This is a genomic window from Mycobacterium sp. (assembly GCF_035314665.1).
In the GTDB taxonomy this organism is placed as follows: domain Bacteria; phylum Actinomycetota; class Actinomycetes; order Mycobacteriales; family Mycobacteriaceae; genus Mycobacterium.
Genome location: NZ_DATFZD010000033.1, coordinates 1 through 25,209 on the forward strand (window position 1 = coordinate 1; position 25,209 = coordinate 25,209).

Annotated in this window: 21 protein-coding genes; 6 read left to right on the top strand and 15 right to left on the bottom strand. The window is 66.8% G+C overall.

What is annotated here, in order from left to right; all coding sequences use genetic code 11:
- Window positions 1–5,410 (bottom strand): SDR family NAD(P)-dependent oxidoreductase (locus VKI00_RS02215; RefSeq protein WP_324434977.1); only part of this gene is annotated, 5,410 nt, incomplete at its 3' end.
- Between the two features lie 299 nt (window positions 5,411–5,709).
- Window positions 5,710–6,048, bottom strand: coding sequence for a hypothetical protein (locus tag VKI00_RS02220; RefSeq protein ID WP_324434979.1), 339 nt, complete (start codon window positions 6,046–6,048; stop codon window positions 5,710–5,712).
- Between the two features lie 152 nt (window positions 6,049–6,200).
- On the opposite strand from VKI00_RS02220, the gene rbpA reads away from it, so the two are divergent.
- Window positions 6,201–6,539: an RNA polymerase-binding protein RbpA gene (rbpA, locus tag VKI00_RS02225; protein ID WP_067336691.1), complete on the top strand. Its 339-nt coding sequence runs from the start codon at window positions 6,201–6,203 to the stop codon at window positions 6,537–6,539.
- A 17-nt stretch (window positions 6,540–6,556) separates the two neighbouring features.
- Here the strand turns inward: rbpA and VKI00_RS02230 are convergent, their stop codons facing one another.
- The 4 genes from VKI00_RS02230 to VKI00_RS02245 all read right to left on the bottom strand — a co-directional run bounded on the left by VKI00_RS02230 (window position 6,557) and on the right by VKI00_RS02245 (window position 11,571).
- Entirely contained in the window at window positions 6,557–7,339 is a 783-nt protein-coding gene (locus tag VKI00_RS02230) for a polyprenol monophosphomannose synthase (protein ID WP_324434982.1), read from the bottom strand.
- The gene (gene lnt / locus VKI00_RS02235) at window positions 7,336–9,456 is read right to left on the bottom strand and encodes an apolipoprotein N-acyltransferase (RefSeq protein WP_324434984.1); all 2,121 of its coding nucleotides are present in this window, start codon (window positions 9,454–9,456) and stop codon (window positions 7,336–7,338) included. The genes VKI00_RS02230 and lnt overlap by 4 nt, the downstream gene beginning before the upstream one ends.
- On the bottom strand, window positions 9,449–10,987 hold the full coding sequence (locus tag VKI00_RS02240; RefSeq protein ID WP_414687100.1) for an amidohydrolase: 1,539 nt from the start codon (window positions 10,985–10,987) through the stop codon (window positions 9,449–9,451). Before VKI00_RS02240 ends, lnt begins: the two co-directional genes overlap by 8 nt.
- Before the next feature lie 83 nt (window positions 10,988–11,070).
- Window positions 11,071–11,571 carry an FxsA family protein gene (locus VKI00_RS02245; protein WP_324434987.1) on the bottom strand — a complete coding sequence of 167 codons (501 nt, stop codon included), beginning with the start codon at window positions 11,569–11,571 and terminating at the stop codon, window positions 11,071–11,073.
- A gap of 67 nt (window positions 11,572–11,638) precedes the next feature.
- On the opposite strand from VKI00_RS02245, the gene VKI00_RS02250 reads away from it, so the two are divergent.
- Complete coding sequence (locus VKI00_RS02250) at window positions 11,639–12,340, top strand: dienelactone hydrolase family protein (RefSeq protein ID WP_324434989.1); 702 nt, start codon at window positions 11,639–11,641, stop codon at window positions 12,338–12,340.
- Here VKI00_RS02250 and VKI00_RS02255 read toward each other — a convergent pair whose 3' ends face one another.
- A complete protein-coding gene (locus tag VKI00_RS02255; RefSeq protein WP_324434991.1) occupies window positions 12,341–12,724 on the bottom strand; it encodes a PPOX class F420-dependent oxidoreductase in 384 nt (127 codons plus the stop codon). It abuts the gene before it with no gap.
- A gap of 42 nt (window positions 12,725–12,766) precedes the next feature.
- Window positions 12,767–13,132, bottom strand: coding sequence for an SDR family oxidoreductase (locus VKI00_RS02260; protein WP_324434993.1), 366 nt, complete (start codon window positions 13,130–13,132; stop codon window positions 12,767–12,769).
- Window positions 13,133–13,222: 90 nt separating this feature from the next.
- Between VKI00_RS02260 and VKI00_RS02265 the strand changes: the two genes are divergently transcribed.
- Window positions 13,223–14,053 carry an SDR family oxidoreductase gene (locus tag VKI00_RS02265; RefSeq protein ID WP_324434995.1) on the top strand — a complete coding sequence of 277 codons (831 nt, stop codon included), beginning with the start codon at window positions 13,223–13,225 and terminating at the stop codon, window positions 14,051–14,053.
- Window positions 14,054–14,056: 3 nt separating this feature from the next.
- On the opposite strand, the gene VKI00_RS02270 is transcribed toward VKI00_RS02265, so the two are convergent.
- Complete coding sequence (locus tag VKI00_RS02270; protein ID WP_324434997.1) at window positions 14,057–15,514, bottom strand: NAD(P)/FAD-dependent oxidoreductase; 1,458 nt, start codon at window positions 15,512–15,514, stop codon at window positions 14,057–14,059.
- 279 nt (window positions 15,515–15,793) lie between these two features.
- Between VKI00_RS02270 and VKI00_RS02275 the strand changes: the two genes are divergently transcribed.
- The gene (locus VKI00_RS02275; protein ID WP_324434998.1) at window positions 15,794–16,327 is read left to right on the top strand and encodes a hypothetical protein; all 534 of its coding nucleotides are present in this window, start codon (window positions 15,794–15,796) and stop codon (window positions 16,325–16,327) included.
- Window positions 16,328–16,435: 108 nt separating this feature from the next.
- On the opposite strand, the gene VKI00_RS02280 is transcribed toward VKI00_RS02275, so the two are convergent.
- Window positions 16,436–17,185: an SDR family NAD(P)-dependent oxidoreductase gene (locus VKI00_RS02280; RefSeq protein ID WP_324435000.1), complete on the bottom strand. Its 750-nt coding sequence runs from the start codon at window positions 17,183–17,185 to the stop codon at window positions 16,436–16,438.
- Window positions 17,186–17,220: 35 nt separating this feature from the next.
- On the opposite strand from VKI00_RS02280, the gene VKI00_RS02285 reads away from it, so the two are divergent.
- Window positions 17,221–17,634 (top strand): F420-dependent biliverdin reductase, encoded by a 414-nt coding sequence (locus VKI00_RS02285; protein WP_324435002.1) that lies wholly within the window; start codon window positions 17,221–17,223, stop codon window positions 17,632–17,634.
- A 4-nt stretch (window positions 17,635–17,638) separates the two neighbouring features.
- On the opposite strand, the gene VKI00_RS02290 is transcribed toward VKI00_RS02285, so the two are convergent.
- Together VKI00_RS02290 and VKI00_RS02295 are read right to left on the bottom strand one after the other, a co-directional pair.
- Window positions 17,639–18,304 carry a GNAT family N-acetyltransferase gene (locus VKI00_RS02290; protein WP_324435004.1) on the bottom strand — a complete coding sequence of 222 codons (666 nt, stop codon included), beginning with the start codon at window positions 18,302–18,304 and terminating at the stop codon, window positions 17,639–17,641.
- Window positions 18,305–18,327: 23 nt separating this feature from the next.
- Window positions 18,328–19,461: a Xaa-Pro peptidase family protein gene (locus VKI00_RS02295; RefSeq protein ID WP_324435006.1), complete on the bottom strand. Its 1,134-nt coding sequence runs from the start codon at window positions 19,459–19,461 to the stop codon at window positions 18,328–18,330.
- A 158-nt stretch (window positions 19,462–19,619) separates the two neighbouring features.
- On the opposite strand from VKI00_RS02295, the gene VKI00_RS02300 reads away from it, so the two are divergent.
- Entirely contained in the window at window positions 19,620–20,579 is a 960-nt protein-coding gene (locus tag VKI00_RS02300) for a 5'-3' exonuclease (RefSeq protein ID WP_324435008.1), read from the top strand.
- A 10-nt stretch (window positions 20,580–20,589) separates the two neighbouring features.
- Here VKI00_RS02300 and VKI00_RS02305 read toward each other — a convergent pair whose 3' ends face one another.
- The 3 genes from VKI00_RS02305 to tatC form a co-directional block, all read right to left on the bottom strand.
- On the bottom strand, window positions 20,590–21,366 hold the full coding sequence (locus tag VKI00_RS02305; protein ID WP_324435010.1) for a DUF4333 domain-containing protein: 777 nt from the start codon (window positions 21,364–21,366) through the stop codon (window positions 20,590–20,592).
- Window positions 21,367–21,439: 73 nt separating this feature from the next.
- The gene (locus VKI00_RS02310) at window positions 21,440–24,202 is read right to left on the bottom strand and encodes an RNA helicase (RefSeq protein ID WP_324435013.1); all 2,763 of its coding nucleotides are present in this window, start codon (window positions 24,200–24,202) and stop codon (window positions 21,440–21,442) included.
- Between the two features lie 13 nt (window positions 24,203–24,215).
- On the bottom strand, window positions 24,216–25,151 hold the full coding sequence (gene tatC / locus VKI00_RS02315; protein WP_324435012.1) for a twin-arginine translocase subunit TatC: 936 nt from the start codon (window positions 25,149–25,151) through the stop codon (window positions 24,216–24,218).
- Window positions 25,152–25,209: the final 58 nt, after the last annotated feature.

Consider the following 25,209-nt stretch of genomic DNA (forward strand, 5'->3'; position numbering starts at 1 on the left):
GCTCATGCAAATTCCACGCCGCATCCACCTTGGCCCGCAACACCGCATCCACCCGCTCCGGCGTCAACGACATCACCACCGCATCATCAAGCACACCCGCGGCATGAATCACCGCCGAAAGCGGATGCTGGACAGGGATATCCGAGATAACTTTGGCCAACGCCTGTCGGTCGGCCGCATCGCAGGCCACCACCGACACCTCGGCACCGGCCTCGCGCAGTTCGCTCGCCAGGTCGGCGGCGCCTGCAGCGTCAGGACCACGCCGGCTCGTCAGCACCAGATTGCGCACACCATGATTGGTCACCAGATGACGGGCCAACGCCGAGCCGGCCATCCCGGTCCCACCGGTGATCAACACCGTGCCCGCCGCCCACCCATCCGGCATCGTCAGCACGACCTTGCCGATGTGACGCGCTTGACTCAGATATCGCAACGCCGCCGGCGCTCGCCGCACATCAAATGCCGTCACCGGTAACGGCCGAAGGATTCCGGCGTCGAACAGTTCGGCGAGTTCGAGCATGTACTGATGCATGCGGACACGACCCGGCTCGAAGAGGTCGAAGGCGCGGTAGCGCACACCTGAGTATTCCTGGGCGATCACGCCGGGGTCGCGGATGTCGGTCTTACCCATTTCCAGGAACACCCCGCCCGGCGCCACCAGACGCAGCGAGGCATCGACGAAGTCACCCGCCAACGAGTCCAGCACCACGTCCACACCACAACCACCGGTCGCCGCGCGGAACTTCTCCTCGAACTCCAGGCTGCGCGAGTCCGAGATATGGTCGTCGTCAAAACCCATCGCCCGCAGGGTGTCCCACTTACCCCGACTCGCGGTGGCGAACACCTCCAACCCCAAATGCCGGGCCAACTGCACCGCCGCCATCCCCACCCCACCGGTGGCGGCATGCACCAACACCCGCTGCCCCGGCCGCACATCCGCGAGGTGGACGAACGCGTAGTAGGCGGTGGTGAACACGGCGGATAGGGCCGCGGCTTCGGCGTACGACCAATCGGAGGGCATGGGAAGCAGCAGTCGCGCGTCGCCGGCGACGAGGGTGCCGCTGCCGTCCGGGAAGAAGCCGTATACCGAATCTCCGACGGCGAATTCGGTTACCCCGGGCCCGACTTCGAGAACGACGCCCGCGCCCTCGCCACCGATCAGCGCGTCGTGGGTGAACATGCCCAGGGTGATCATGATGTCGCGGAAGTTGGTGGCGATCGCGCGCATGGCGACGCGAACCTGGCCGGGCTCCAGTGGCGCATCGGCGTTGGGCACCGGCTCCAATCGGAGATTCTCGAAGGTGCCGGCGCTGGAGAGCCCCAGCCGCCATGGCCCGTCGACCGGCGGCACCAGCAGGGCGTCGACGGCCCGACTGCCGTGCACCCGCGCCGTGTAGACCGTTCCGCCCCGCAGCAGTACCTGCGGCTCACCGAGCACCAGAGCCGAGGCTATCATCGTATCATCAAGGGGCGCATCGGAATCCACCAACACGATCCGGCCGGGATGCTCGGTCTGCGCCGAACGCACCAAACCCCAGACCGCGGCACCCGCCAGATCGGTGACGTCCTCCCCCACCAATCCCATTGCGCCTCTGGTCGACACCACCAATACACCCGAATCGTGCTCGGTCAACCACGACTGCACCGCGGCCAACGCCTTATGTGTGCGCTCGTAGGTGTCGACGACGGGATCCTCGGCGGCCGAAGCGGTCTCGAACATCTCGTAGGACGGCGTCTCGGCGTGCGACGCGGGAGACGCGGGAGACCACACCAGCTCGAAGAGCCGGTCCCCGCCCGCGCCGGACATCGCCGCCATCAACTGCTGCTGCGACACCGGACGAGCCACCATCGACGCCACCGACAACACCGGCAACCCCAACCCATCGGCCAGCTCCACCGACACCGACGACGGACCCGACGGCGCAATCCGCGCCCGCACCGCCGACGCCCCCGCCGCATGCAAGGACACACCCTGCCACGAGAACGGCAACGCAACATCGCCGGTGTCGTGGGTTACCGCCGCCGCGTGCAGAGCCGCGTCCAACAACACCGGATGCACACCGAATCCGACGACACCCCCGGCCGCTTCGGGCAGTGTCACTTCGGCGAACAGCTCGTCGCCGCGACACCAGAGCGCGGTCAACCCCTGGAACGCCGGACCGTACTCATACCCGCGCGTCGCCAGCCGCTGGTAACCATCGTTGACGTCGACGGCAGTCGCGCCCTCGGGCGGCCACACCGACAAATCGGCGCCCGGCTCAATCGATCCCGAACTCAACTGGCCGGTGGCGTGGCACATCCACCCCGAATCGGAGTTGGCATCGGCCCGACAGAACACGGACAAGTTGCGCTGGCCGGATTCTTCGGCGGGTCCCACAACCACTTGCACCGCAACCGAACCCGATGCCGGCAGCATCAACGGCGACTGCAGCGTCAGTTCGTCGACGCACCTGCAGCCCACCTCGTCGCCGGCGCAGATCGCCAACTCGACAAACCCCGCGCCGGGAAACACCACCACGCCATCGACGGCGTGATCGGCCAACCATCCCTGCGATGCGGGCGAAAGCCGACCGGTCAACACCACCCCGCCCGACTCCGGCAGCTCCACCACCGCACCCAGCAACGCGTGCTCACTGGCGCCCAGCCCCAGACCCGCGGCGTCCAGAGCAGCGCCATCACCGGAAAGCCAAAACCGGTGCCGCTCAAAGGCATAGGTCGGCAACTCGACAAACTCGGCCCCGGGCAACACCGCCCGCCAATCCACGGTCACACCCGAAACAAAGGCCTGTGCGGCCGAGGTGAGGAACCGGCGGATGTCGCCGTCCTCTCGGCCAAGGGTGGGGATGACGATCGGTTCGGCGCTGCTGTCGACACAGTCGTGGAAAGTGCCCTCGATGCCGGCGATCAACGCGGGATGCGGACTGCATTCGATGAAAGTGCGGTAGCCCTGTTGACATGCACCGCGCACCGCCTGATCGAATTGCACGGTCTGCCGAATGTTGCGATACCAGTAGTCGGCGTCCAAGCCGGCGGTGTCGAGCAGACCGCCGGTCAGCGTGGAGAAGAATGCGGTTCGCGACGACTGCGGTTCGAGGCCGGAAAGGACTTCGGCGAGCTGCTCGCGAATGCACTCGACGTCGACCGAGTGTGACGCGTAGTCAACGTCGATCCGACGAGCACGGAGTTCACGGTCGGTGCATTGTTGAACCAGCTCGTCGAGCGCGGCGACTTCACCGGACACCACCACGGCGGACCGTCCATTGATCGCGGCGATGCTGACCCTTTTCCCTAAGGGCGCCAACAACTCTCGTGCCTGCTCAGCGCCGCACGCCAGCGAAGCCATGCCACCCCGCCCGGCCAGCGCCAGCAACAGCTTGCTGCGCAGTGTCACCACGCGTGCGGCGTCCCGCAACGACAAGGCGCCCGCGACGTACGCGGCGGCGATTTCACCTTGAGAATGTCCGATCACGGCGTCAGGACGCACGCCGACGGACTTCCACAACTCGGCAAGCGACACCATGATCGCGAACAAAGCAGGCTGCACCACATCGACGCGGTCCAAACCCGGTGCGTCCGGCGCCCCGCGCAGGACGTCGATCAGTGACCAGTCGACGAATTCGGCGAATGCCTCTGCACACGCGTTGACCTGCTCGGCGAAAACCGGTGCAGTGTCGAGCAATTCGACGCCCATACCGAGCCATTGGGACCCTTGGCCGGGGAAGACGAACACGGTTTTGCCCGCCGGGGCACCATGATCGCAGACCACTGAACCACCCGGTTCACCGGCCGCCAGCTCGGCTAGACCGCTGAGTAACTCCCGGCGGTCAGCACCGAGCACCACCGCCCGATGCTCAAAGCGCGACCGGCCCGCCAACGACCAGCCCACATCGCCGGCAGCCAACTGCTCACGCGCACCGATAAATTCACCCACCCGCGCCGCCTGAGCCGCCAACGCCGCCGCGCTCTTCGCCGAAACGACCCACGGCACCACAGACGGCACCGGACGACCCTCCGACACCGCGTCTACCGCTGGAGCGTCCTCGATAATCACGTGCGCGTTGGTGCCGCTGATGCCGAACGACGACACCCCCGCGCGACGCACCCGGCCATCCACCGGCCAGGGGTGGGCCTCGGTCAGCAACTCCACCGACCCCGCCGACCAATCCACGTGCGGACTCGGCGCGTCCACGTGCAGCGTCGCCGGCAAAACCTGGTGGCGCATCGCCTGCACCATCTTGATCACGCCGGCCACCCCCGCGGCAGCCTGGGTATGACCCATGTTCGACTTGATCGAGCCCAGCCACAGGGGCTGTTTTCCGGGCTCGGCCCGGTCTTGCCCGTAGGTGGCCAGCAAAGCCTGGGCCTCGATCGGATCACCCAACGTGGTGCCCGTGCCGTGGCCCTCCACCACATCAACCTCGGCCGCGCTTAGCCCGGCATTGGCCAACGCCGTCCGCACCACCCGCTGCTGCGATGGCCCGTTGGGCGCGGTCAAACCGTTCGACGCCCCATCCTGATTCACTGCCGAACCCCGCACCACCGCTAACACCGGATGGCCCAACCGCTGCGCATCCGAGAGCCGCTCGACGACCAGCATCGCGCCACCCTCGGACCAGCCGACGCCGTCGGCGGCTTGCGAGAACGGCTTGCAGCGGCCGTCGGGAGACAAGCCCCGATGCCGGCTGAATTCGACGAACACGGTAGGGGTGGCGTTGACGGTCGCACCGCCGGCCAGCGCGAGGTCGCACTCGCCCGACCGAAGCGACTGCACCGCCATATGCAGGGCCACCAGCGACGACGAGCATGCGGTATCCACCGATACCGCGGGGCCTTCCAGCCCCAGCACGTACGCCACCCGGCCGGTGGCCACGCTGGACGTCATGCCGGTCAGCCGGTAGCCCTCGATCTCTTCGGCGAGCATGCCGTAGCCCTGGACGATGATGCCGGCGAATACACCGGTCGCGCTGCCGCGCAACGTGGTCGGGTCAACCCCCGCCCGCTCCAACGCCTCCCACGACAACTCCAGCAGCATCCGGTGCTGCGGATCCGTCGCCAGCGCCTCGCTGGGTGAGACGCCGAAGAATCCGGCGTCGAAGCCCGCCACGTCGTCGACGAACCCGCCCGAGCGCGCGTAGCACTTGTGCGGCGCGTCGGGGTCGTCGTCGAACAAGCCGGCCAGATCCCAGCCGCGGTCGGTCGGGAACTCCGACATCACGTCGCGGCCCTGGGCGACCATGTCCCACAGGCCCTCCGGCGAATCCACTCCACCGGGGAAACGGCACGACATCCCGACGATCGCGATCGGCTCGCTCGACCGCTCCAGCAGGGCACGGTTCTTGCGCTTGAGGCGTTCGACCTGGACTAGGGCTTTCCGCAATGCTTCCGTCGCATGCTGGAGTTGGTCAACCATGTCGTTACCCCTCGCCTAACGTCGGTCGTCGCTGAGTTCGGAATGCGGCCCTGAGCCGAGGAGCCCAGTCAAGAAGATCGTTGGCGTGGGTGGCCAACTTCGACAGGGTTTCCAATACTTCCGATACTCCCGGCTTCGTACACGGAGAAGTCCCGCTATGCGCCGACTTGCTCGCCCGATTCATGGCCTGGGTCCGCAGCCAATTGCGGCGTTGCCCAGCCATCCATGGCGAGACTGTACCCGTCACCGGTCAGCCGGGGTTAAGCGCGTGGTAGCAACGCTTTCAGTGATTTGCCGGGTCAGCGCCAGCCGTCGGCGGCCACGGCGGCTCGCATCAGCGCATCGCACAGCTCGCGCAGTTCGGTAGCTTTGGCTCCTTCGTCAAGCGCTGTCGCAACATCTTCTGCCGCGCATCGCACCTGGTAGACGCGATCGGACAGGTCAGCGGCCTCGTCAGCGGACAGCACCACCGCGTCGGGAGGCAAGGACGTACCTTTTACGCCGTTGATCGAGGTCCGCTGCTCGTAGGCTCGCTGCCGACACGATTGCCGGCAGTACTGGCGGCGGCGACCCATCCCGCTGTCGGAGACGTCGCGACCACACCAGCGGCACGGCTGAGGGCGGACGCGACGTGTCACGGGGCCGACTTTAGTCGGGGTTAGACCGGGATCCCGGTATCATGGAACGTCGAGTCGCATGGGCCCGGACCAAAACCTGGGAACTCTGCTGGCCGCCCTGGCGTTGATCAATGCGCTAGCTGCTGAGAAGACGTTAAGAGGAGTGGGTACCAATGGCTGATCGTGTCCTGAGAGGCAGTCGCCTTGGAGCCGTAAGTTACGAGACCGACCGCAATCACGACCTGGCGCCACGCCAGATCGCACGTTATCGCACGGAGAACGGCGAAGAATTCGACGTGCCGTTCGCTGACGACGCCGAGATCCCTGGCACCTGGCTGTGCCGCAATGGCATGGAAGGAACCCTGATCGAGGGTGACCTCCCGGAGCCCAAGAAGGTCAAGCCGCCCCGCACGCACTGGGACATGCTGCTCGAGCGCCGCTCCGTCGAGGAGCTCGAGGAGCTGCTCAAGGAGCGTCTGGAGCTGATCAGGACGCGCCGTCGCGGCAGCTGACCGCCGCGACGACTAGCTCACCTGTCGATCGGAACCGCGCGGTTGCGGCGTCCGTCGATCCCCCACTGCGCGACTTTGACCAGCGCTTCGCGGATATTAGATCCGCTCATCTTGGACACGCCCAGTTCGCGCTCGGTGAAGGTAATCGGTACTTCGGCGACGGTGAACCCGTTGGTGATGGTCCGCCACGTCAAGTCGATCTGGAAGCAATAGCCCTTCGATTCGACGTGATCGAGATCGATCTTCTCCAGAACGTCCCGACGGTAGGCGCGGTAACCGGCGGTGATGTCGTGGATGCCGATGCCGAGGGCCAAGCGTGCATACGTATTGGCCGTCCAGGACAGCGCCCAGCGCCGCCATGGCCAGTTCTGCACGTTCCCGCCATCGACGTAACGCGAACCGATGACCAGGTCGGCTCCGGCGTCGACTGCCTCCAGCAAAAGGTGCAGTTGTTCGGGCGCATGACTGCCGTCGGCGTCCATCTCGACCAGCGTGGTGTACTGGCGGCTCAGGCCCCACGCGAACCCCGCCAGGTATGCCGCGCCCAGACCATCCTTGGCGGTGCGGTGCATGACATGGATGCGTTCGGGATCGGCCGACGCCAGCTCGTCGGCGAGCTGTCCGGTGCCGTCGGGGCTGCTGTCGTCCACGATCAGCACATGCACGTCGGGACGGGCCTGCTGCAGTCGCCGCAGGATCAGCGGGAGGTTCTCCCGCTCGTTATAGGTGGGGATGATCACCAGGGTGCGCTGGGTGGGGCGATCGCCCGCTACCCGCGACACCGGATCGCCGGTGGTCATATCTCTCCTCTGTCTGGCCGCCGGTCATGCATGCGGGCTGAATATCGGCCCCCGTCGTCGAGTGCGTCGTCGTCTGCGCCGTCGCCGTCGGCTACTTCGTCGTCGCCGAGCGGGTCGTCGTCAGGTTTCTCCCTCGCTGAGCCGAGCCTTCTCACTAACTCCTGCAGACGATGGTTTAGTTCCGCGAACCATCCATTGTGCAGCATCGCAACGAAAAGGACCGCGACTGCTACCGCGACCAGACTTCCCTGCACGATCGGGCCCCACCTGGCTGCGGGCGTCAGCGTTGTTTTGCGACGCACCTGGTTGTCCAGGTATTCGGGCTCGAAGAACTTCGTCCGGGCCAGCTCGCGCCCGTCGGGCGTGAGCAGAGCGGAGATTCCCACGTTGCTGGCGACAATCGCGTAACGGTCCAGCTCAACCGCGCGAACCTTCGAAAAGGCCAGCTGCTGCTCGCTCATGGTCTGGGTGAAGTTGGCGTTGTTCGCGGGCATCGCGAGCACCTCCGCGCCGTTGCGGACCGAGTCTCGCAGCGCGCGGTCGAATATCACTTCCCAACAGGTCGCGACCCCGACCGGAGTACCCGCGGCATTCACCACGCCAGTGCCGGAGCCCGGAACGATATAGCCCGCCATGTCGGCCATTCCGGATAGGTGGCGGAAGAAGCCGCGCCAGGGCAGGTATTCCCCGAACGGCTGCACGATCCGCTTGTCGTGCCGGTCGCCGGGTCCGGTCTTGGGATTCCAGACGATCACCGTGTTCGTCTGCGCGGGGGCTTCCGGCGGCCGACCCGCGATGTCGAGCACCGTACCGACCAGGACCGGCGCGCCGATCGCCTCGACGGCCACCGAGATCTGCTGAGCCGCATCCGGGTTGGTCAGCGGATCGACTTCGGAGGCGTCCTCCGGCCAGACGACAAAGTCGGGTTGGGGCGCGCGCCCGGCATGTACGTCGTCGGCCAGCCGGCGGGTCTGGCGGACGTCGTTGCCCAGCACCGCGAGGCGTTGCGCGTTGAACTCCAGGCCGAGCCGGGGCACGTTGCCCTGGACCACCGCGGCGGTGATGACGGGTTCGTTCCCCGATCCGGTACCGGAATGACGGACCTGCGGCCAAATCGCCGCGGTGGCAAAAAACACCAGGCAGATGCAGATTGCCGGCAGCACCACTGCCGGCGGCCGGTCAACCGCGTGCGGCTGACGGGACGCCCGCAACCACGACACGATCTCCAATGCGATCGCGAGGGCACTGCAACCGACCAAGACGATCGCCAACGAGAGCAGTGACACGCCGCCCAGTCGGACCAACGGCAGAAATGGGCCATCGGTCTGACTGGCGGCCACCACGCCCCAGGGGAATCCGCCGAACGGGACCGTCGACTTCAACCACTCCTGCGCCGCCCACACCACCGCGAACCAAATAGGCCAGCCGGGAAGCTGCCGCACGACGACGGCCAGCAGACCGAAGATCCCGGGGAACAGCGCGCACAGCAGCACCAGCGCCAGCAAGGGCGTGACCCCGACGAGGATGCTGATCCAATGGATTAACGGCAGATAGAACGCCAGGCCGAACAAGAAGCCGTAACCGAATCCGCCCAGCGGTGTGGTGGCCGGGCGGGTCAGCACCCAGGCCAGCACCGCAAACGCGACGACGGCAGCCCACCACCAGTTGAAACTGGGATAGCTCGAGCAAAGAAGCAAACCGGCCAGGATTGCGGCGGCGAGGCGCGTCAGCCGCGGTCGTAGGGCTTTGCCGAATTGGGGCAACCGCGTTCGCAGCTCGCTGCCCAGCCATACCAGCAACGCAGCGCCCAATTGGGCCAGCCGTTGCCCTAGCTGCGCGGCTCTTTCGCGGAAGTGGTCGCCGAAGCTCGGCAGCCGATCATCGTCGGCTGTCGGCTCGAGGTCGGCGTCGTCGTCCACCGACTCGAAGACGGTCTCAAGGTCGGCGGCCTCGTCGTCGGCGTCGTCGTCGTGAACTACCGGGATTTCGCCGGTGGCTTCGTCGTCCTTGAGATCGTCTTTGAGGTCGTCTTTGACGTCGTCGGTGACCGCCGGGATGACCTCGGTGTCCTCCCCTGGCCGCATCCAGCGGTCGAACCGCCTGATGCCCTTAGCCATAGATGACGGCACCCTTGTGCACGGTTTGCCGACAACGGGGCAACGGATCGGTCGGGCCCAGCCGCGGCAATGCGGGCACCCTCGACCGCGGATCGGTAGACCACCGTCGGACGGCGTCGCTCGGCGCGTGGGCGTCGAAGCCGTCGACGTCCCAGACGGCGTAGGACGCGGGAGCGCCGGGAACCAATGTGCCCGCCAGGCCATCGCCGACGCCGCCCGCCCGCCAGCCACCGCGGGTCGCCGCGGCAAACGCGGCTCGCACGGAGACCGAGCTGACTGGCGTGTGGTGGTTGGTAGCCGCGCGGATGGTCGCCCAGGGGTCGAGGCCGGTCACCGGTGCGTCGGATCCGAACGCGAGGGCCACGCCTTGGGATGCTAGCAGCGCAAATGGGTTGAGAACCCCCGCTCGGCCGACACCGAGACGGCGGGCATACATGCCGTCATCGCCGCCCCACAGCGCGTCGAAATTGGGTTGCATGCTGGCCATGACGCCCCACGCGCCCAGCTTGGCCGCCTGATCTGCGGTGACCATCTCCAGGTGCTCCAGCCGATGGCCGCAGCGAGCCACCGCGACCACGCCGAGGTCGTCGACCACGCGCTCGAACGCGTCGACGACAGCCGAGACGGCGGCGTCACCGATCACGTGGAAACCCGCCGTCACGCCGGCTTCGCTACACGCTCGCACATGCGCGGTGATGACGTCGGGTTCCAGGTAGCAGGTTCCGACCCGGTCACGGGCATCGGCGTACGGCTCGTGCAGCCAGGCGGTGCGCGAGCCCAGCGCGCCGTCGACGAACAGGTCACCGGCCAGGCCGGCCGCACCGGTGTCCTCGATGACCGCGCGCGCCTCCGCGGGGCTGTCCACCGCCTCACCCCAGTAACCGATCACCTGAACCCCATGGGCGCGGCCGAGGGTGCGCAACTCGCGCCAGTCGTCCAGCCCGCCGATCTCGGGGCCGGCGCATTCGTGCACCGCGACGATCCCGCTGGCGGCGACGGCGTCCAGCGCGGCCACCCGAGCCTCGGCGCGCTGAGCATCGGTCAACAGGTCGCGTGCGGCGGCACGAACCAGGTGATGCGCGTCGCCGATCAAGGGGCGCTGTGGGTCGAATCCGGTCGCTTCGTTCAGTCCGGGAACCCGCGCGCGCAGACCGGTCGAGGCCAGCGCCGAGTGCACATCGACGCGGGCCAGGTAGGCGGGCCGGCCCCCCAACACGGCGTCCAGCTCGGCAGTGCTCGGCGGGGCATTCTCCGGCCACGAGGATTCGTCCCAACCGTGACCCCACACCGGCTGACCGGGATGGGCGGCCGCATATTCGGCGATCATCTGCAGGCAATGCCGACGCGAGGCCGTAGCCCGCAAATCGAGCCCGGTCAGCGTCAGACCGGTGGCGGTGAGGTGGATGTGGCTGTCGACGAAGCCCGGCGCCACAAAGCCGCCGTCGAGATCGACCGGCTCGGCATCGGGGAACTGGCCGCGACCCACGTCGTCGCTGCCCAGCCACACCACGACTCCGTCGCGGACCGCCATCGCGGTCGCATCGGGATGGCTCGGGCTGTGCACCCGGCCGTTCACCAACAGGGCGGTAGGGACCTGCGTCACGCTGTATAGATTTACGCGCGCTCGCCCGGCAAGGCCGGCGGATCGATGTCAGCGACGTCGGTGACGTCGATAACCTCGCCGTCGATGTAGTCCGTCCGGGGCCGCGGCGTCGGTGCGTATCGATCGGCGCCGACGGTGGTGACGGTGATCAGCGGCGCACGCCTGCCGATGCCGCGTGCCGCTATCGCCGTCAGCATCGGGCGGGCGGCGGCCCGGGTCGGCGGTAGCAGGAGCAGCACCCCCGCGGCGGTGGTGACCAGGCCGGGAACCACGACGAGCACCGTTCCCAGCGCTACCAGCGCGCCGTCGGTGGCCAGCCGTTCCTGCTGAGACGTCAGCCCGGATCCCAACCGTGTCAGCTGGCGCTTGAGCTGCGAACCCGCCAACGCCAATCCGGCGACAAACGCGGCCAGCAACAACAACAGCGTCCAGCCCAGGCCGAGCGTCGACGCCAGCGCCACCACCACCGCCAGCTCGACCAGGACGTAGACCAGAAACAGTCGCGACACCATGAGATGGCAACGTCGGCGGCGGCTGCTGGAGTTCCGCCGACCGCTGCCGCACGGTTAGATGGCTGACGTGACGACAATCGAGATCGATACGCCCGCCGGCCCCATCGACGCGCTGCTCGATGTTCCTGACGGTCAAGGGCCCTGGCCGGGCGTAGTGATAATCCACGACGCGATCGGATACGGGCCGGACAAACAATCGATTAACAGCCATGTCGCCGCGGCGGGATATATCGCGCTGACCCCGAACATGTTCGCGCGCGGCGGGTGGGCGCGGTGCGTCACCAAGGTCATGCGGGACGTGCTCACGCAGCGGGGACGTTCGCTTGATGACGTGCTGGCTGCCCGCGACCACCTACAGGCTCTGCCGGAATGCAGCGGCCGCGTCGGCATCGCGGGATTCTGCATGGGCGGCCAATTCGCATTAGTCATGTCGCCCAAGGGTTTTGCCGCCTCCGCACCCTTCTACGGCACGCCGCTACCGCGCGAGCTCAGCGAAACACTCGACGGCGCATGCCCGATCGTCGCCAGCTTCGGTAGCCGTGACCTGATGGGCGCCGGGGCGCCCACGAAGCTGAAACGGGTGCTGGACCAAAAAGGCATCGCCAACGACGTGAAGGTCTATCCGGGCGCCGGGCACGGCTTTGCCAACAAGCTTCCCGCACAGCCCCTGATGCGGATTACCGGATTCGGCTATGACCAGGCCGCCACCGAGGATGCGTGGGCGCGGGTCTTTGCATTCTTCGGCGAACACCTGCGAAGCGGGGCGTGACTAGCCGGCCGGCCGCAATTCCAGGCCGACGTTGTTCTGCATGCCGCCGCGCAGCTTGCTGAACAGGTTGAACACCCGACCGACCAGTCCGTAATCCCGGCCGATTGCGTCGTAGACGGCGCCGGTCTGCGATTTGTCGAGGATGGTGGCCGTCGCCTCGATGGCCTCGCTTTTCGGACGACCGCGAATATCGCAAACGGCCAGCGTGACCCGCTGGGTGTTGCGGATCCGCTTGACCTTCCACGCCTTCCCCTCGCTGATGACCAACAGGCGGTCGCCATCGGAGGCGGCCCAGACCGGCGTCGGCTTAGGTCGGCCGTCCTTGGTGAAAGTCGTCAGCAGGACGTATTGCGCCTTGGCGACGTCTGCGAAGCTCGGAGCCACCGCGCCAGTCTAACGACGGCGCCGCTCAACGTTTCTCGCCGCTCAACTAGCGGGCCGCTCAGCTTTGGACCAGCCGAGCAGCCGCGGTAGCGGCAGCGGGTTGTTCAACCCCGCGGTTGCGGGAATGACGGCGCCGTTGATCCAGGCGGCAGCAGGCTGCGCCAACAACGCCAGCACCGCACCGATGTCCTCGGGTGCGCCCAGCCGCCCGGCCGGGATGGCAGCGGTGAGCAGATCACGGGCCTGCTGGGGAACGGCTGAGGTGGCTTTGGTGTCCACGAAACCCAGCCGCAGCGCGTTCACCGTGACCCCGTCGCCGCCGAACTCGTCGGCGGCGTAGCGCACATACCCTCCTACCGCAGCCTTACCGATTCCGTGCGCGGCCATGCCCGGCGCGGTCGGGCCCAAAGCGTGGACGCTGGATGTCTTCGGCTCGAGTAACGCTTCGGTGTCGCTTAGCGCCTACGCTTTAACCCGGACCAAAAGGAGCAGTAGGCGATGAAACGCGCGTCTGTTGAAAACAAGGTCATTGCGATCACCGGCGGCGCGCGCGGAATTGGACTGGCGACCGCGACGGTTCTGCATGGTTTGGGCGCCGCGGTCGCGATCGGCGATATCGACAGAACAGCCGTCAAGGAGGCCGGCAACCAGCTGGGCCTCAAGGTTGCCCGCCGACTGGACGTGACGGATCGGCGGTCCTTCACGGATTTCTTCGACACCGTCGAGAACCAATTGGGGCCCGTCGACGTGTTGGTGAACAACGCCGGCGTCATCGCGGTCGGTAACGCGGTGGACGAGGCCGACGCCGTCACCGAGCGGGTGCTCGATGTCAACGTCTACGGCGTGATCCTGGGCACCAAGCTGGCTGCCAAGCGGATGCTGCCGCGCGGCCATGGGCACATCATCAACATCGCGTCGCTTGGCAGCGTGCAGCCAGTCGTGGGCATCGCAACCTATTGCGCCACAAAGCATGCCGTGCTGGGGTACACCGATGCCGTTCGGATGGAAAATCGCGGAAGTGGTGTCAACTTCTCGGCGATTCTGCCGACTCTGGTTAATACCGAGATGATTGCCGGCGTCGGGCGGGCGAAGGGCTTTAGGAACGCCGAACCGGACGACGTCGCCCGCGCAGTCGTGGGTGTGATTGCCAAGCCGAAACCGCGGGTGTTCGTTCCCCGTTCGGTCGGCACGGCTGCGGCCGCCCAGCGTTTCATGCCGCAACGTCTGTCGGAGGCGATGGGCCGCGCCTTGGGTACCGACCGTGTCTTCGCTAGCGACGTCGAGATCGACAAGCGCGCCGCTTATGCGCGGCGCGCTGGGAAATCCTGATTCTCAATCGGTGCGGACGTCGAAGTCGGCAAGCACGGGTTGACGCAAGAGCTCGCGATGAGTCTCCGGTGTCCAGGGGAAGAGTTCGGGCAGACCATCTTTGCCGAGATACCAACTGCTGCATCCGGTGACCCAAATCGTCTGAGGCATCGCGGCTTTCATGCTCTCGTTGTATTCCTTGGTTGCCGCTTCGGTCGGCGCCGCGGCGCGCGCGACACCCTCGCTGAGATGCTTGATCCACCACATCACATAGTCAGCCTGGTCCTCGGCGATCGGCACCAGTGATTGGTTGCCGATCGGTGAATGCGGGCCCATCAGCATGAACATGTTGGGGAACCCGGGCACCGCCACGGACCGGTACGCCATCGGGCCGTCGGCCCAGACTTCGTCCAGGGCGAGCCCGCCCTCGCCGATCACCTCCAGCGGGCGCACGTAGGCGCGCGCGTCGAACCCGGTGGCATAGACCAGCAAGTCCAGTTCGTGCAGGGTGCCGTCGGCGGTGACGATGCCGCGGGGCTCGATGTGGTCGATCGGGTCGGTGATCACCTCGACGCCGGGCTCTTGAACGGAACGGTAGAAATGGCCGGCCATTATCTGCCGTTTGCACATCGGCTGGTAGTCAGGGGTGAGTTTGGCCCGCAGCTTCGGGTCGCGCACCGAGAGCCGCAGGTTCCATCGACATTCGGCCTGCAGCAGTCGGCGCTGCCATCCCGGGCGGATGGGCGCACGACCGAAGATCATCCTGACGAACAAACCCCAGAAGCGATAGGGCATACCATTCAGCGCCGGCCATCGGGACAGCGCCGCCTGGGCCAGCTTTGAGTAACGCGGGTTAGGTAAGGGATAGATCCACTGAGCGGTGCGCTGAAAAACCTTCAGCGCGCGCACCTTGCCGCCGAGCTCGGCGGTGATCTGCACCCCGGTCGAGCCGGTGCCGATCAAACCAATCCGCTTGTCCGGCAGGGAGACCGAGTGGTCCCAGCGCGAGGAATGGAATGCGGGTCCGGCGAACGTGTCCCGTCCAGGGATGTCGGGATAACGAGGTACCCGCAGGACTCCGGTGGCGGTCACGAGGACGTCGAATGTCTCCTCGCCGTCGGGCGTGATGAGCTGCCACTTTCCGTCGTCATAGCGGGCCGCCGTCACGTTGCTGCCGAACCGGATATGCGAACGGATGCGTCGTTCGTCGGCCACCCGCTGGAAATAGGCCTGTATCTCTGGACCCGGTGGGAGCCAATGCGACCAATTCGGGTTCGGCCGGAACGAGTAGGAGTAGTACCGCGACGGAACGTCGCAGGTAAGTCCGGGATACGTGTTGTCGCGCCATGTCCCGCCGACGTCGTCGGCCTTTTCGAAAATGGTGAACGAGTCGATGCCGGCGTCCTGCAGTTTGGCGGCCATACATAGGCCCGACATTCCGGCGCCGATTATCGCGATTTTTAGTGATCGCTTGTGCGTCATGGCAACCACCCGGCCCTCTCGCTTGCCTGCACGTTACGCCGTCGGCCTCGGCTTATCGACGGCTTCATGATCAAAGCGGCGATCGTGATTCGATTCGTCACCTCACAGCCGATGGGTAATTGGCCCCAGCCTGCGGCTAACAACGAGACGCAACGTATAGGGATGACAACACCCTCAGCCGACGGCCGGTGTCGACGTCGCCGAGCGGCGCACGAGATTTCGCCATCGGCCTGATGCCGACGCGGATACTAAAGAGTCACGACTGGCTACGGCGATGGCATGCTATCGGATGCCCACATCGAGGCGATGTCACCAGGTGAACGCCGCGATTTGATTCAGCGACTGCAGCGTCCGCTTGAGGAAGTGTTGCCACCATTGCTCGCGAGACGCATGCGGCGGAACCGATTGACCTCGATGGTCGGCGTGATCGGGTTGATCCCGTGGATGGTCTACCTGGGCTTCACGCTGCCCGCGAATTATGTCGCCCATAACTGGCCGGCAACGTGGATCGGTTTTGACTGTCTGCTCATCGTGTTCATGGTGGTGACCGCAGTGCTGGGCTGGCTGCGCCGACAGCTGGTGGTACTTCCCGCGTTCACTACGGGGGTTCTGCTGATCTGTGATGCCTGGTTCGACGTGCTGACCGCCGGGCCGGGCCAATTTTGGGTCTCGGTGTTGACCGCCGCGCTCGGCAACCTCCCGCTTGCGGTGCTCTTGATCATCGGCGCGGTACGCATCCTGCGGCTGACACTGACACGGCTCTGGTTTCTCGACCCCGGGACGCCGATGTGGCGGGTGCCGTTGGTGCCGTAACCGCGCGCCACTCCCGACGAGTGCCGCTACATTGTCGCCGAGCGGGCCAAGCCGCCGCTTCGATCCGTATATTATTGCTGCCCTTTATCATTCGTGACGTGATGCCGATCATCGCGGCATCCGCCGCCAGACGAATTGCGGCAGCAACCGCATCGCGAAGAAGATCGGCCGCAGCGTCCACGGGATCCAGACGGTGCGCCGTCCTTTGGCAAGTGCCCGGGCGGTGGCCGCGGCCACCTGCTCCGGGGTGCTGGAAAACGGGGCGGGCGTCATGCCCTGCGTCATGCGCCCGATGACGAATCCCGGGCGCGCGATCAGCAACCGCACCCCGGTGCCGTGCAGCGCGTCGGCCAGCCCGCTGGCGAAGCCGTCCAGCCCGGCCTTCGCCGAGCCGTACACATAGTTCGCCCGACGCACTCGCACCCCGGCCACCGAGGAGAACACCACCAGCGACCCCCGCCCAGCCTGCCGCATCGCCGACGCGAGATGGGTGAGCAGGCTGACCTGCGCGACGTAGTCGGTATGCACGATAGCCACCGCGTGCGCGGCATCGGCCTCGGCGCGGGCCTGGTCACCGAGAATCCCGAAAGCCAGCACCGCGGTGTCGATGGGGCCGTGATCAGCGATGATCGACGCCACGAGCGGGCCGTGCGAGTCCAGGTCGTCGGCATCGAACTCCCTGGTGTGCACGGCCGCCGCACCGGCGGCGACGAGGGCCGCGACTTCCGCGGCGAGCTGATCGGCTTTGCGCGCTGCCAGTATTACCGTCGCCCCGGGGGCCAGCCGTCGCGCGAGTTCGATACCGATCTCGCTGCGGCCGCCGAGGATCAGCACCGTTGCAGCCCCCGTGTCATCCACGGGTGCGATTATCACCTGCGCTAGCGTGAGCGGTGATGGCGAACTCCTCCGCCCGGCTGACCAACGATGCACTGGCGTTTCTGACGGAACGCCATCTCGCCATGCTGACCACGCTGCGCACCGACAATTCGCCGCACGTGGTCGCGGTGGGTTTCACCTTCGACCCCAAGACCCATATCGCGCGGGTGATCACCACCGGCGGCTCGCAGAAGGCGGTCAACGCCGAGCGCGGCGGGGTCGCGGTGCTCAGTCAGGTCGACGGGGCTCGCTGGCTATCGCTGGAGGGGCGGGCCAGCGTCAACCGGGAGGTTGATGCTGTTCGTGACGCCGAGCTGCGCTATGCCCAGCGTTATCGCACACCGCGGGTCAACCCGCGACGGGTGGTCATCGAGGTGCAAATCGAGCGGGTGCTGGGGTCGTCGGATCTGCTGGCCCGGAAAGCCGAATAGCCCGCTAGACGAGCGTGGCGCCGGGCGCCCGAATCACCAGCGGCACGGCGGGGAAATAGGCGGCCATTTCCGGTCGGGATTTGGCCAGCGCGGCGGTGCCATATCCGCGATGCCGGTAGTCGGGATGGATCCAGATCCGCACATGGACCTCGTGGTCTTCGAGTTCACCGAAGACCATGCCGACCTTCTCGTCGCCGTCGACCGCGACAAACCAGGCGGCCTCCTCGGCGTCGAATCGGTTCTGCGCCGAGCGGATCTCATCGTCGAGGCCACCCGCCGGGCCGCCAGACCCATCACCCTTGGCGCCGACGTCCTCACAACGTGCGGCGAAAATATCGCGGTCGGACCGCCCGGAGAACGGGCGGAGCGCCAGGGAATCGCCGGAGCTGGCCGGCCGGTCTTTGAACGTGAAAGTCAACAGGTTGTTCATGTCTTCGAGCTCGGCGGCAATCTTCTTGCGCGAGTGCTTGGTCAGCTGATCGAACGACATGCCGATCACGGCTTCAGCGCCCAGGCGCGAGGTGCCGAGCAACGCGACGATGCCGTCGACCGCAGCCGGCCGGTCGTCGGCCTGCACGATCAAGTCCAACACTTCATGTCGACGTTCCAACGCGTTGAGCAGGGCGTCGGCTATTTCTCGGCGGGCGGCGGCGCGGTCGTGATCGGTCATCGCACGAGCCTAATACGCGAAGCTTAGGTCGGGACGACGATCAGCTCGTGCGGACGGTGGTTGACCGATAGAGCGCCGTCGTCGCCCACCACGACGATGTCCTCGATACGTGCCCCCCACCGGCCGGGGAAATAGATCCCGGGCTCGACGGAAAACGCCATGCCCGCCTGCAGCGGCAAATCGTTGCCCGCGACGATGTACGGCTCTTCGTGGACGGACAACCCGATGCCGTGGCCGGTGCGGTGCACGAAATATTCGGCGAGCCCTGCTTTCGCCAACACGTCGCGGGCGGCGGCGTCGACCGCTTCGGCGGTCACTCCCGGGCGCACCGCCTCGACCGCGGCCCGTTGCGCCCGCTGCAACACTGAATACTGCTGCGCCACTTCGGCGCTGGGCTCACCGATGCTGTAAGTACGCGTCGAGTCGGAGTTATATCCGGGCTCGTACGCCCCGCCGATGTCGACGACGATGATGTCGCCGACGCGGAGTTCCCGATCCGAGTAGCTGTGATGCGGGTCGGCACCATGCGGACCGGATCCCACGATGACGAACGCCACCTCTGAATGTCCCTCGGCGACAATGGCTTCGGCAATATCGCCGGCGACGTCCGCTTCGCTTCGACCGGGTACCAGGAAGTCCGGCACCCGGGAGTGCACCCGATCGATGGCCGCGCCCGCCTTGCGCAGCGCGTCGATCTCGGAGGCGTCCTTGACCATCCGCAGTCCCCGCAGCACGCCGGTGGCCAGCACCGGCAGCACACCGAACACATCGGCCAATGGCAGCAGGTGCAGCGCGGGCATGGAATCGGTGACCGCAGTCGCGGCGGGCCCGCCGGCTAAGCCCGTCAAGGCCTCCGCAACAAGCTGGTAAGGGTCGTCACCGTCGACCCAATCCCGCACCGCCAGGCCCAGATCCGCGACAGCGGATTGTTTCAGCGACGCCAGCTCGAGTCGCGGCACCACCACGGTCGGATCACCGACTACCGGCAACACCAGCGCTGTGAGCCGCTCGAAGGTCTGCGCGCGCGAGCCCAGCAGATACCGCAAGTCGTAGCCCGGGGTGATCACCAGGCCGGCCAAGCCGGCCTCGGCGGTAGCGACGGTCGCCGCCGCAATCCGGCGGCGGTAAACGTCTGCATCGAATCGGTGAGACCCCATAGCAGTCAGGCTAGCCGGGTGACGATGCAGAGCGCGCAGCGCGATGAGGAGGAGCCCGGCAATCGAACCTAGCCGGGTGACGATGCAGAGCGCGCAGCGCGATGAGGAGGAGCCCGGCAATCGAACCTAGCCGGGATGGGGCTGGCAGGATGGCGGGCATGTCCGCACCGCTGCTGCTGCTTGACGGCGCCAGCATGTGGTTTCGCTCCTACTTTGGCGTCCCGTCCTCGATCACAGCGCCCGACGGCCGGCCGGTGAACGCCGTCCGCGGCTTCTTGGACTCGGTGGCCATGCTGATCACCAAACAGCGACCCGGCCGGTTGGTGGTGTGCCTGGATTTGGACTGGCGCCCGCAGTTTCGGGTGGACCGCATCCCGTCGTACAAGGCGCATCGGGTCGAGGAAGAACATCCCGACGGGCAACCCGATGTCGAGGAAGTACCCGACGAATTGTCTCCGCAGGTGGAAATGATCACGGAGATCCTCGACGCGTTCGGCTTCTGCACCGGCGGCGCCGAGGGTTTCGAAGCCGATGACGTGATCGGCACACTGGCCGCCCAGGAACGACGTGACCCGGTCGTCGTCGTCAGCGGCGATCGCGACCTGTTACAGGTGGTCGGCGACGACCCGGTGCCCGTTCGCGTGCTCTACCTGGGGCGCGGCCTGACCAATGCGACCCTGATGGGCCCCCACGAGGTGGCCGAACGCTACGGCGTGCCCGCCGATCGGGCCGGCGCCGGCTATGCCGAGCTGGCGCTGCTGCGCGGCGACCCCTCCGACGGGCTGCCGGGTGTACCCGGCATCGGCGAGAAGACCGCCGCGACACTATTGGCGCAGCACGGCTCGCTGGCGGGGATCTTGGCCGCCGTCGACGACCCCAAATCGTCGCTGTCCAAGGGTGTTAGGGCCAAGCTGCGCAACGCCGCCGACTACATCGAAGTCGCCGGCCCCGTGGTGCGGGTGGCCACCGACGCGCCTGTCACGCTATCGACGCCGGCCGACGCCGTGCCGCTGGTGGCGGCCGACCCGGCGCGGACCGCCGAGCTGGCGACCCGGCTCGGGGTCGCGTCCCCGATCACGCGGCTGCAAAAGGCGCTCGACGCGCTGCCCGGGTCGTGAGGTATTCGCGCTACTTGGGCCGGCCGACCTCGTAGGTGCCCTTGTTGTCCTGGAAGGTCACCGTGACCTGACGCTTGGTGCCGTCGATGCTGACGTCACAGTCGAAGGTGGTGCCCTTTTTAACGGTCGGATTCTGGCCGTTGTTGCACTTGACGTCTTTGACGTTCTTCGCCCCGTAGCCGTTGGTGTTGTCGCTGAGAATCTGCGCCACACCAGCCTGCGCCTTATTGACGTCCAGCTTGGTGGTCACGAAGAACCCCGGCGCCCAGAAGCCCAGCACCAATACCACCGCCACGATGACGGCGGCGAACACCCCGACCACCGTGCCAATGACCGTCCGCGACTTCTTCGCGCCGGCGTCCGCGGGAGGCTGGCCGTAGGGCCCCGGGTACTGGCCGTACTGACCCGGTTGACCGTACTGACCCGGCTGGCCGTACTGACCCGGCTGGCCGTACTGGCCGGGCTGCGCGTACTGACCAGGCTGGCCGTATTGAGCCGTCTGCCCCCCGTACGCGTCCTGCTGCGGGTAGCTCGTGGGCTGCGGGAACGGCTGAGACGGCGGGTAGTACTGCGCCGGCGGCTGCTGGTACTGTCCGTAATCCGCCGGCGTGTACGCGGGGGCGTGCCATGTCGGCTGCTCTCCGCCCGGCGCCTGCCAGGTCTGCTCGCCGGATGGCTGCTGCTGCCAGGGTGACACGTGCTGGGTCGGGTCCTCGCCGGATTGCTGACCTTCACCCTGCGGCGGCTGCCACGGTTTCGTCGGGTCGGGCCCCTGCGGTCCGCTCATCGTGTGTCTGTCCTTTCGGTCCTGAATGCAGTCCTCGCATCGGTCGCGCATGCAACCGTAGCTGTGGCTCAGCCTACCCGGCGTCAACTGCTACGACGCCGCGCCGAATTGCGTCGATCGCGCGCTTCGCGGTGACTCGCAGCTCCGGTTGCGGGGCGGCGTTACGGACCTGGTCCAGCAAATCAAGCACCTGCCGGCACCAGCGCACGAAATCCCCCGGCAACAACGGCGAACCGCTGCCCTCCGCATCGGCGGCGGCCAACGCGGCGACCAGGTCACCAGTGCTGGCCCAGCGGTAGATGGCGCCGACGAAACCGTCGTCGGGCTCGCGGCTCAGCGCGATGCGGTGCCGCTGCTCGTCGGCACGCAACTCCGCCGACAACCGTCGCGTCCGGTGCAGTGCCTGTCGCAACGGCGCGGTCGGCACCACCGCGGTTCCCGGTGGCCTCGGGCCGTCGCCGCCCCGCGTCTCGTAGACCACCGCCGAGAGCACGGCAGCCAACTCGGCGTCTCGCAGACCTGTCCAGGCGCCGGTGCGCAGGCATTCGGCCACCAAAAGATCGCTCTCGCTGTAAATCCGGGCCAGCAGCCGCCCGTCGTCGGTCACCGTGGGGTCGCCGTCGGTGGTCTGGATGAAGCCGCGCTCGGTGAGCAACCCGACGATCCGGTCGAAGGTCCGGGCCAAGGAGTTGGTGGCCGCGGCCACCTTCTTTTGAACAGCTTCGTTGTCGCGTTCGATGCGCAAATAGCGCTCGGCACGCCGGACTTGCGCCTCGCGATCGGGATCGCGGTGGACGGTATGACGTCGCATCTGCTCGCGTAGCGACGTCAGCTCGGGGTCGAGATCGCGGCTCTCGGTGCGGCCGCCGCCGCGCCGGCCACCGGGAGCCGGCAAGCCCGCAGCCGCCGAACGCAGCGCCGAAGCAAGGTCGCGACGAACCCGGGGCTGTCGGTGTTCGACCCGCTTGGGCAATGTCATTGAGCCCACCGGCGCCGGCACGCCGGAATAGTCCGCCGACGAAATCCTTCCGGCCCAACGGTTTTCGGTCAACACCAACGGCCGCGGGTCGTCGCTGTCGCGGGCGGCTTCCAGCACGACTGCCAGGCCGCCCCGACGGCCGTGGGTGATCGTGATGATGTCACCGCGGCGCAACGCCGCCAGCGCGTCGTTGGCCACCTGCCGGCGTTGCAGCCGCGACGCGCGGGCCTGTGCGCGCTCGTGTTGGGTGATCCGTTCCCGCAGCCGGGCGTACTCCAGGATCGGCGCATCGCTTCCACCGAGGTCGGCTGCGACCTCGTCGAGCATCTGCCGTCCGCGCTCCACGCCGCGGACCAGGCTCACCACCGACCGGTCGGCCTGATACTGGGCGAACGACTGCTCCAGCAGCCGATGAGCCTCCTCGGGGCCTACCCGGTTCACCAGGTTGATCGTCATGTTGTACGACGGCGCGAACGAGCTGCGCAGCGGGAACGTGCGGGTAGAGGCCAGGCCGGCGACTTCAGCCGGTTCACTGGTGTCTTCGCCGGGGTGCCAGAGCACCACGGCGTGGCCTTCGACGTCGATGCCGCGCCGGCCGGCCCGCCCGGTGAGCTGGGTGTACTCCCCCGGCGTCAGCGGGACGTGCTGCTCGCCGTTGAACTTCACCAGCCGTTCCAGCACCACGGTGCGCGCCGGCATGTTGATGCCGAGCGCCAAGGTTTCGGTGGCGAAGACCGCTTTGATCAGCCCGGCGGTGAACAGCTCCTCGACCGTGTGCCGGAACACCGGCAACATTCCGGCGTGATGGGCGGCGATACCGCGCAGCAGTCCTTCCCGCCACTCGTAGTAGCCGAGCACCCCCAAGTCGGAATCCTGCAGATCGCCGCAGCGGTGCTCGATCACCTCGGCGATTTGGGCCCGGTCCTCTTCAGTGGTCAGCCGCAATGACGACCGGAGGCACTGCGCGACCGCGGCGTCGCAACCCGCGCGGGAGAACACGAAGGTGATCGCCGGCAGCAGACCCTCGGAGTCGAGCATCGCAATCACGTCGGGCCGCGATGGCGGTCGGTAGAAACCCGGCCGACCGGAACGTCCCGGACCGCCTCGTCCCCCCTGCCGGCGAGGAGCACGCCAGTCCGAGAGCCGATCGGCCTCGCGGCGATGGGCGATGTGGCGCAACAGGTTCGGATCGACGATCGGCTGGCGCCGGTCACCCGCGCCGTCGGCGGCGTAGTCGAACAGGTCGAAAATGCGTTTGCCCACCAGCATGTGCTGCCACAGCGGGACGGGTCGGTGGTCGTCGACCACCACCGTCGTGTCGCCGCGGACGGTCTGGATCCAGCCGCCGAACTCCTCGGCATTGCTCACTGTCGCCGACAGGCTGACCAGACGCGCTTCGTCGGGCAGATGCAGGATGACCTCCTCCCACACCGCACCACGCATCCGGTCGGCCAGGAAATGCACCTCATCCATGACGACATAGGAAAGCCCTTGCAGCACAGGCGAATCCGCGTATAGCATGTTGCGCAGCACTTCGGTGGTCATCACCACAACCGGGGCGTTCGCATTGACCGACAGGTCGCCGGTGAGCAATCCGATCTGATCTTTGCCGTAGCGGGCCACGAAGTCGGTGTGCTTCTGGTTGCTCAGCGCCTTCAGCGGCGTCGTGTAGAAGCATTTGCCGCCCGACGCCAGTGCCAAATGCACCGCGAACTCGCCGACAACGGTCTTCCCGGCGCCGGTTGGCGCGCACACCAGAACACCGTGGCCGCTTTCCAGTGCCGCACATGCCTGCTGCTGAAAGCCGTCCAGCCCGAAAGAGAGTTCCGCGGCGAACTTGGCCAATTCGCCTTGCATCGTCGCGGCGCGATCAGGTGACGTCGTCATGGGGTCCGGCGATGCTCGACGGTGCCCCAACCGCGGACGGCGGCTCGACGACCGAGGCTTCGTCGTCGGCGATGACGGTGAGCGCTTCGCGTTTGGCTTTCCGTCTGTCGTGTATCCGGGCGATCTGGATGGCCAGTTCGAGCAACACCGTCAGCGCCAATCCCAAGGCCGTCATCGAGAACGGGTCGGAACCCGGGGTGAAAATCGCTGCGAACACGAACATCACGAAGATCAGGCCGCGCCGCCACGACCGTAGCCGTACGTAGCTCAGCACACCGACGAAGTTGAGCATCACAATCAGCAGCGGGAATTCGAAGCTGACGCCGAAGACCAGCAGCAGGTTGATCAAAAAGCCGAAATACCGGTCGCCGGACAGAGCGGTCACCTGCACGTCGCTGCCTACGGTCAACAGGAAGTGCAGCGCCTTGGACAGCACGAGATAGGCCAGTACCGCGCCGGTAATGAACAACATTGCCGCCGGGATGACGAACGCCACCGCGAAACGGCGCTCCTTCTTGTACAACCCCGGCGTGATGAATGCCCAGAGTTGGTACAACCACATCGGGCAAGCCAGCACGACCCCGGCGGTCAGCCCGACTTTCAGCCGCAGCATGAACTGGTCAAACGGCGCGGTGGCCAGCAACCGGCACTGGCCGTCGGCGCTGATCTGCGCTCGCGCGGACGGCGGCAGCGAGCAATATGGCTGTCGAAGCCGTTCGCCCAGGCTTTCCAGACCGAACAACCCGTGCGAATACCAGACGAACCCGAACGCCGTGGTGACTGCAATCGTCGCCAGCGAGATCAGCAGGCGAGCGCGCAGTTCGGTGAGATGGTCGACAAGCGACATGGTCCCGTCGGGATTGGTGCGGCTGCGACGACGTCGCGGATCTAGCCGCCTGAATAAACCGGTGCTGCGCACAGTGAATGGGCGCTCGGGCGCCGTGGCTGCGATGCCAGGTTAGGCCGATCGACCGTCA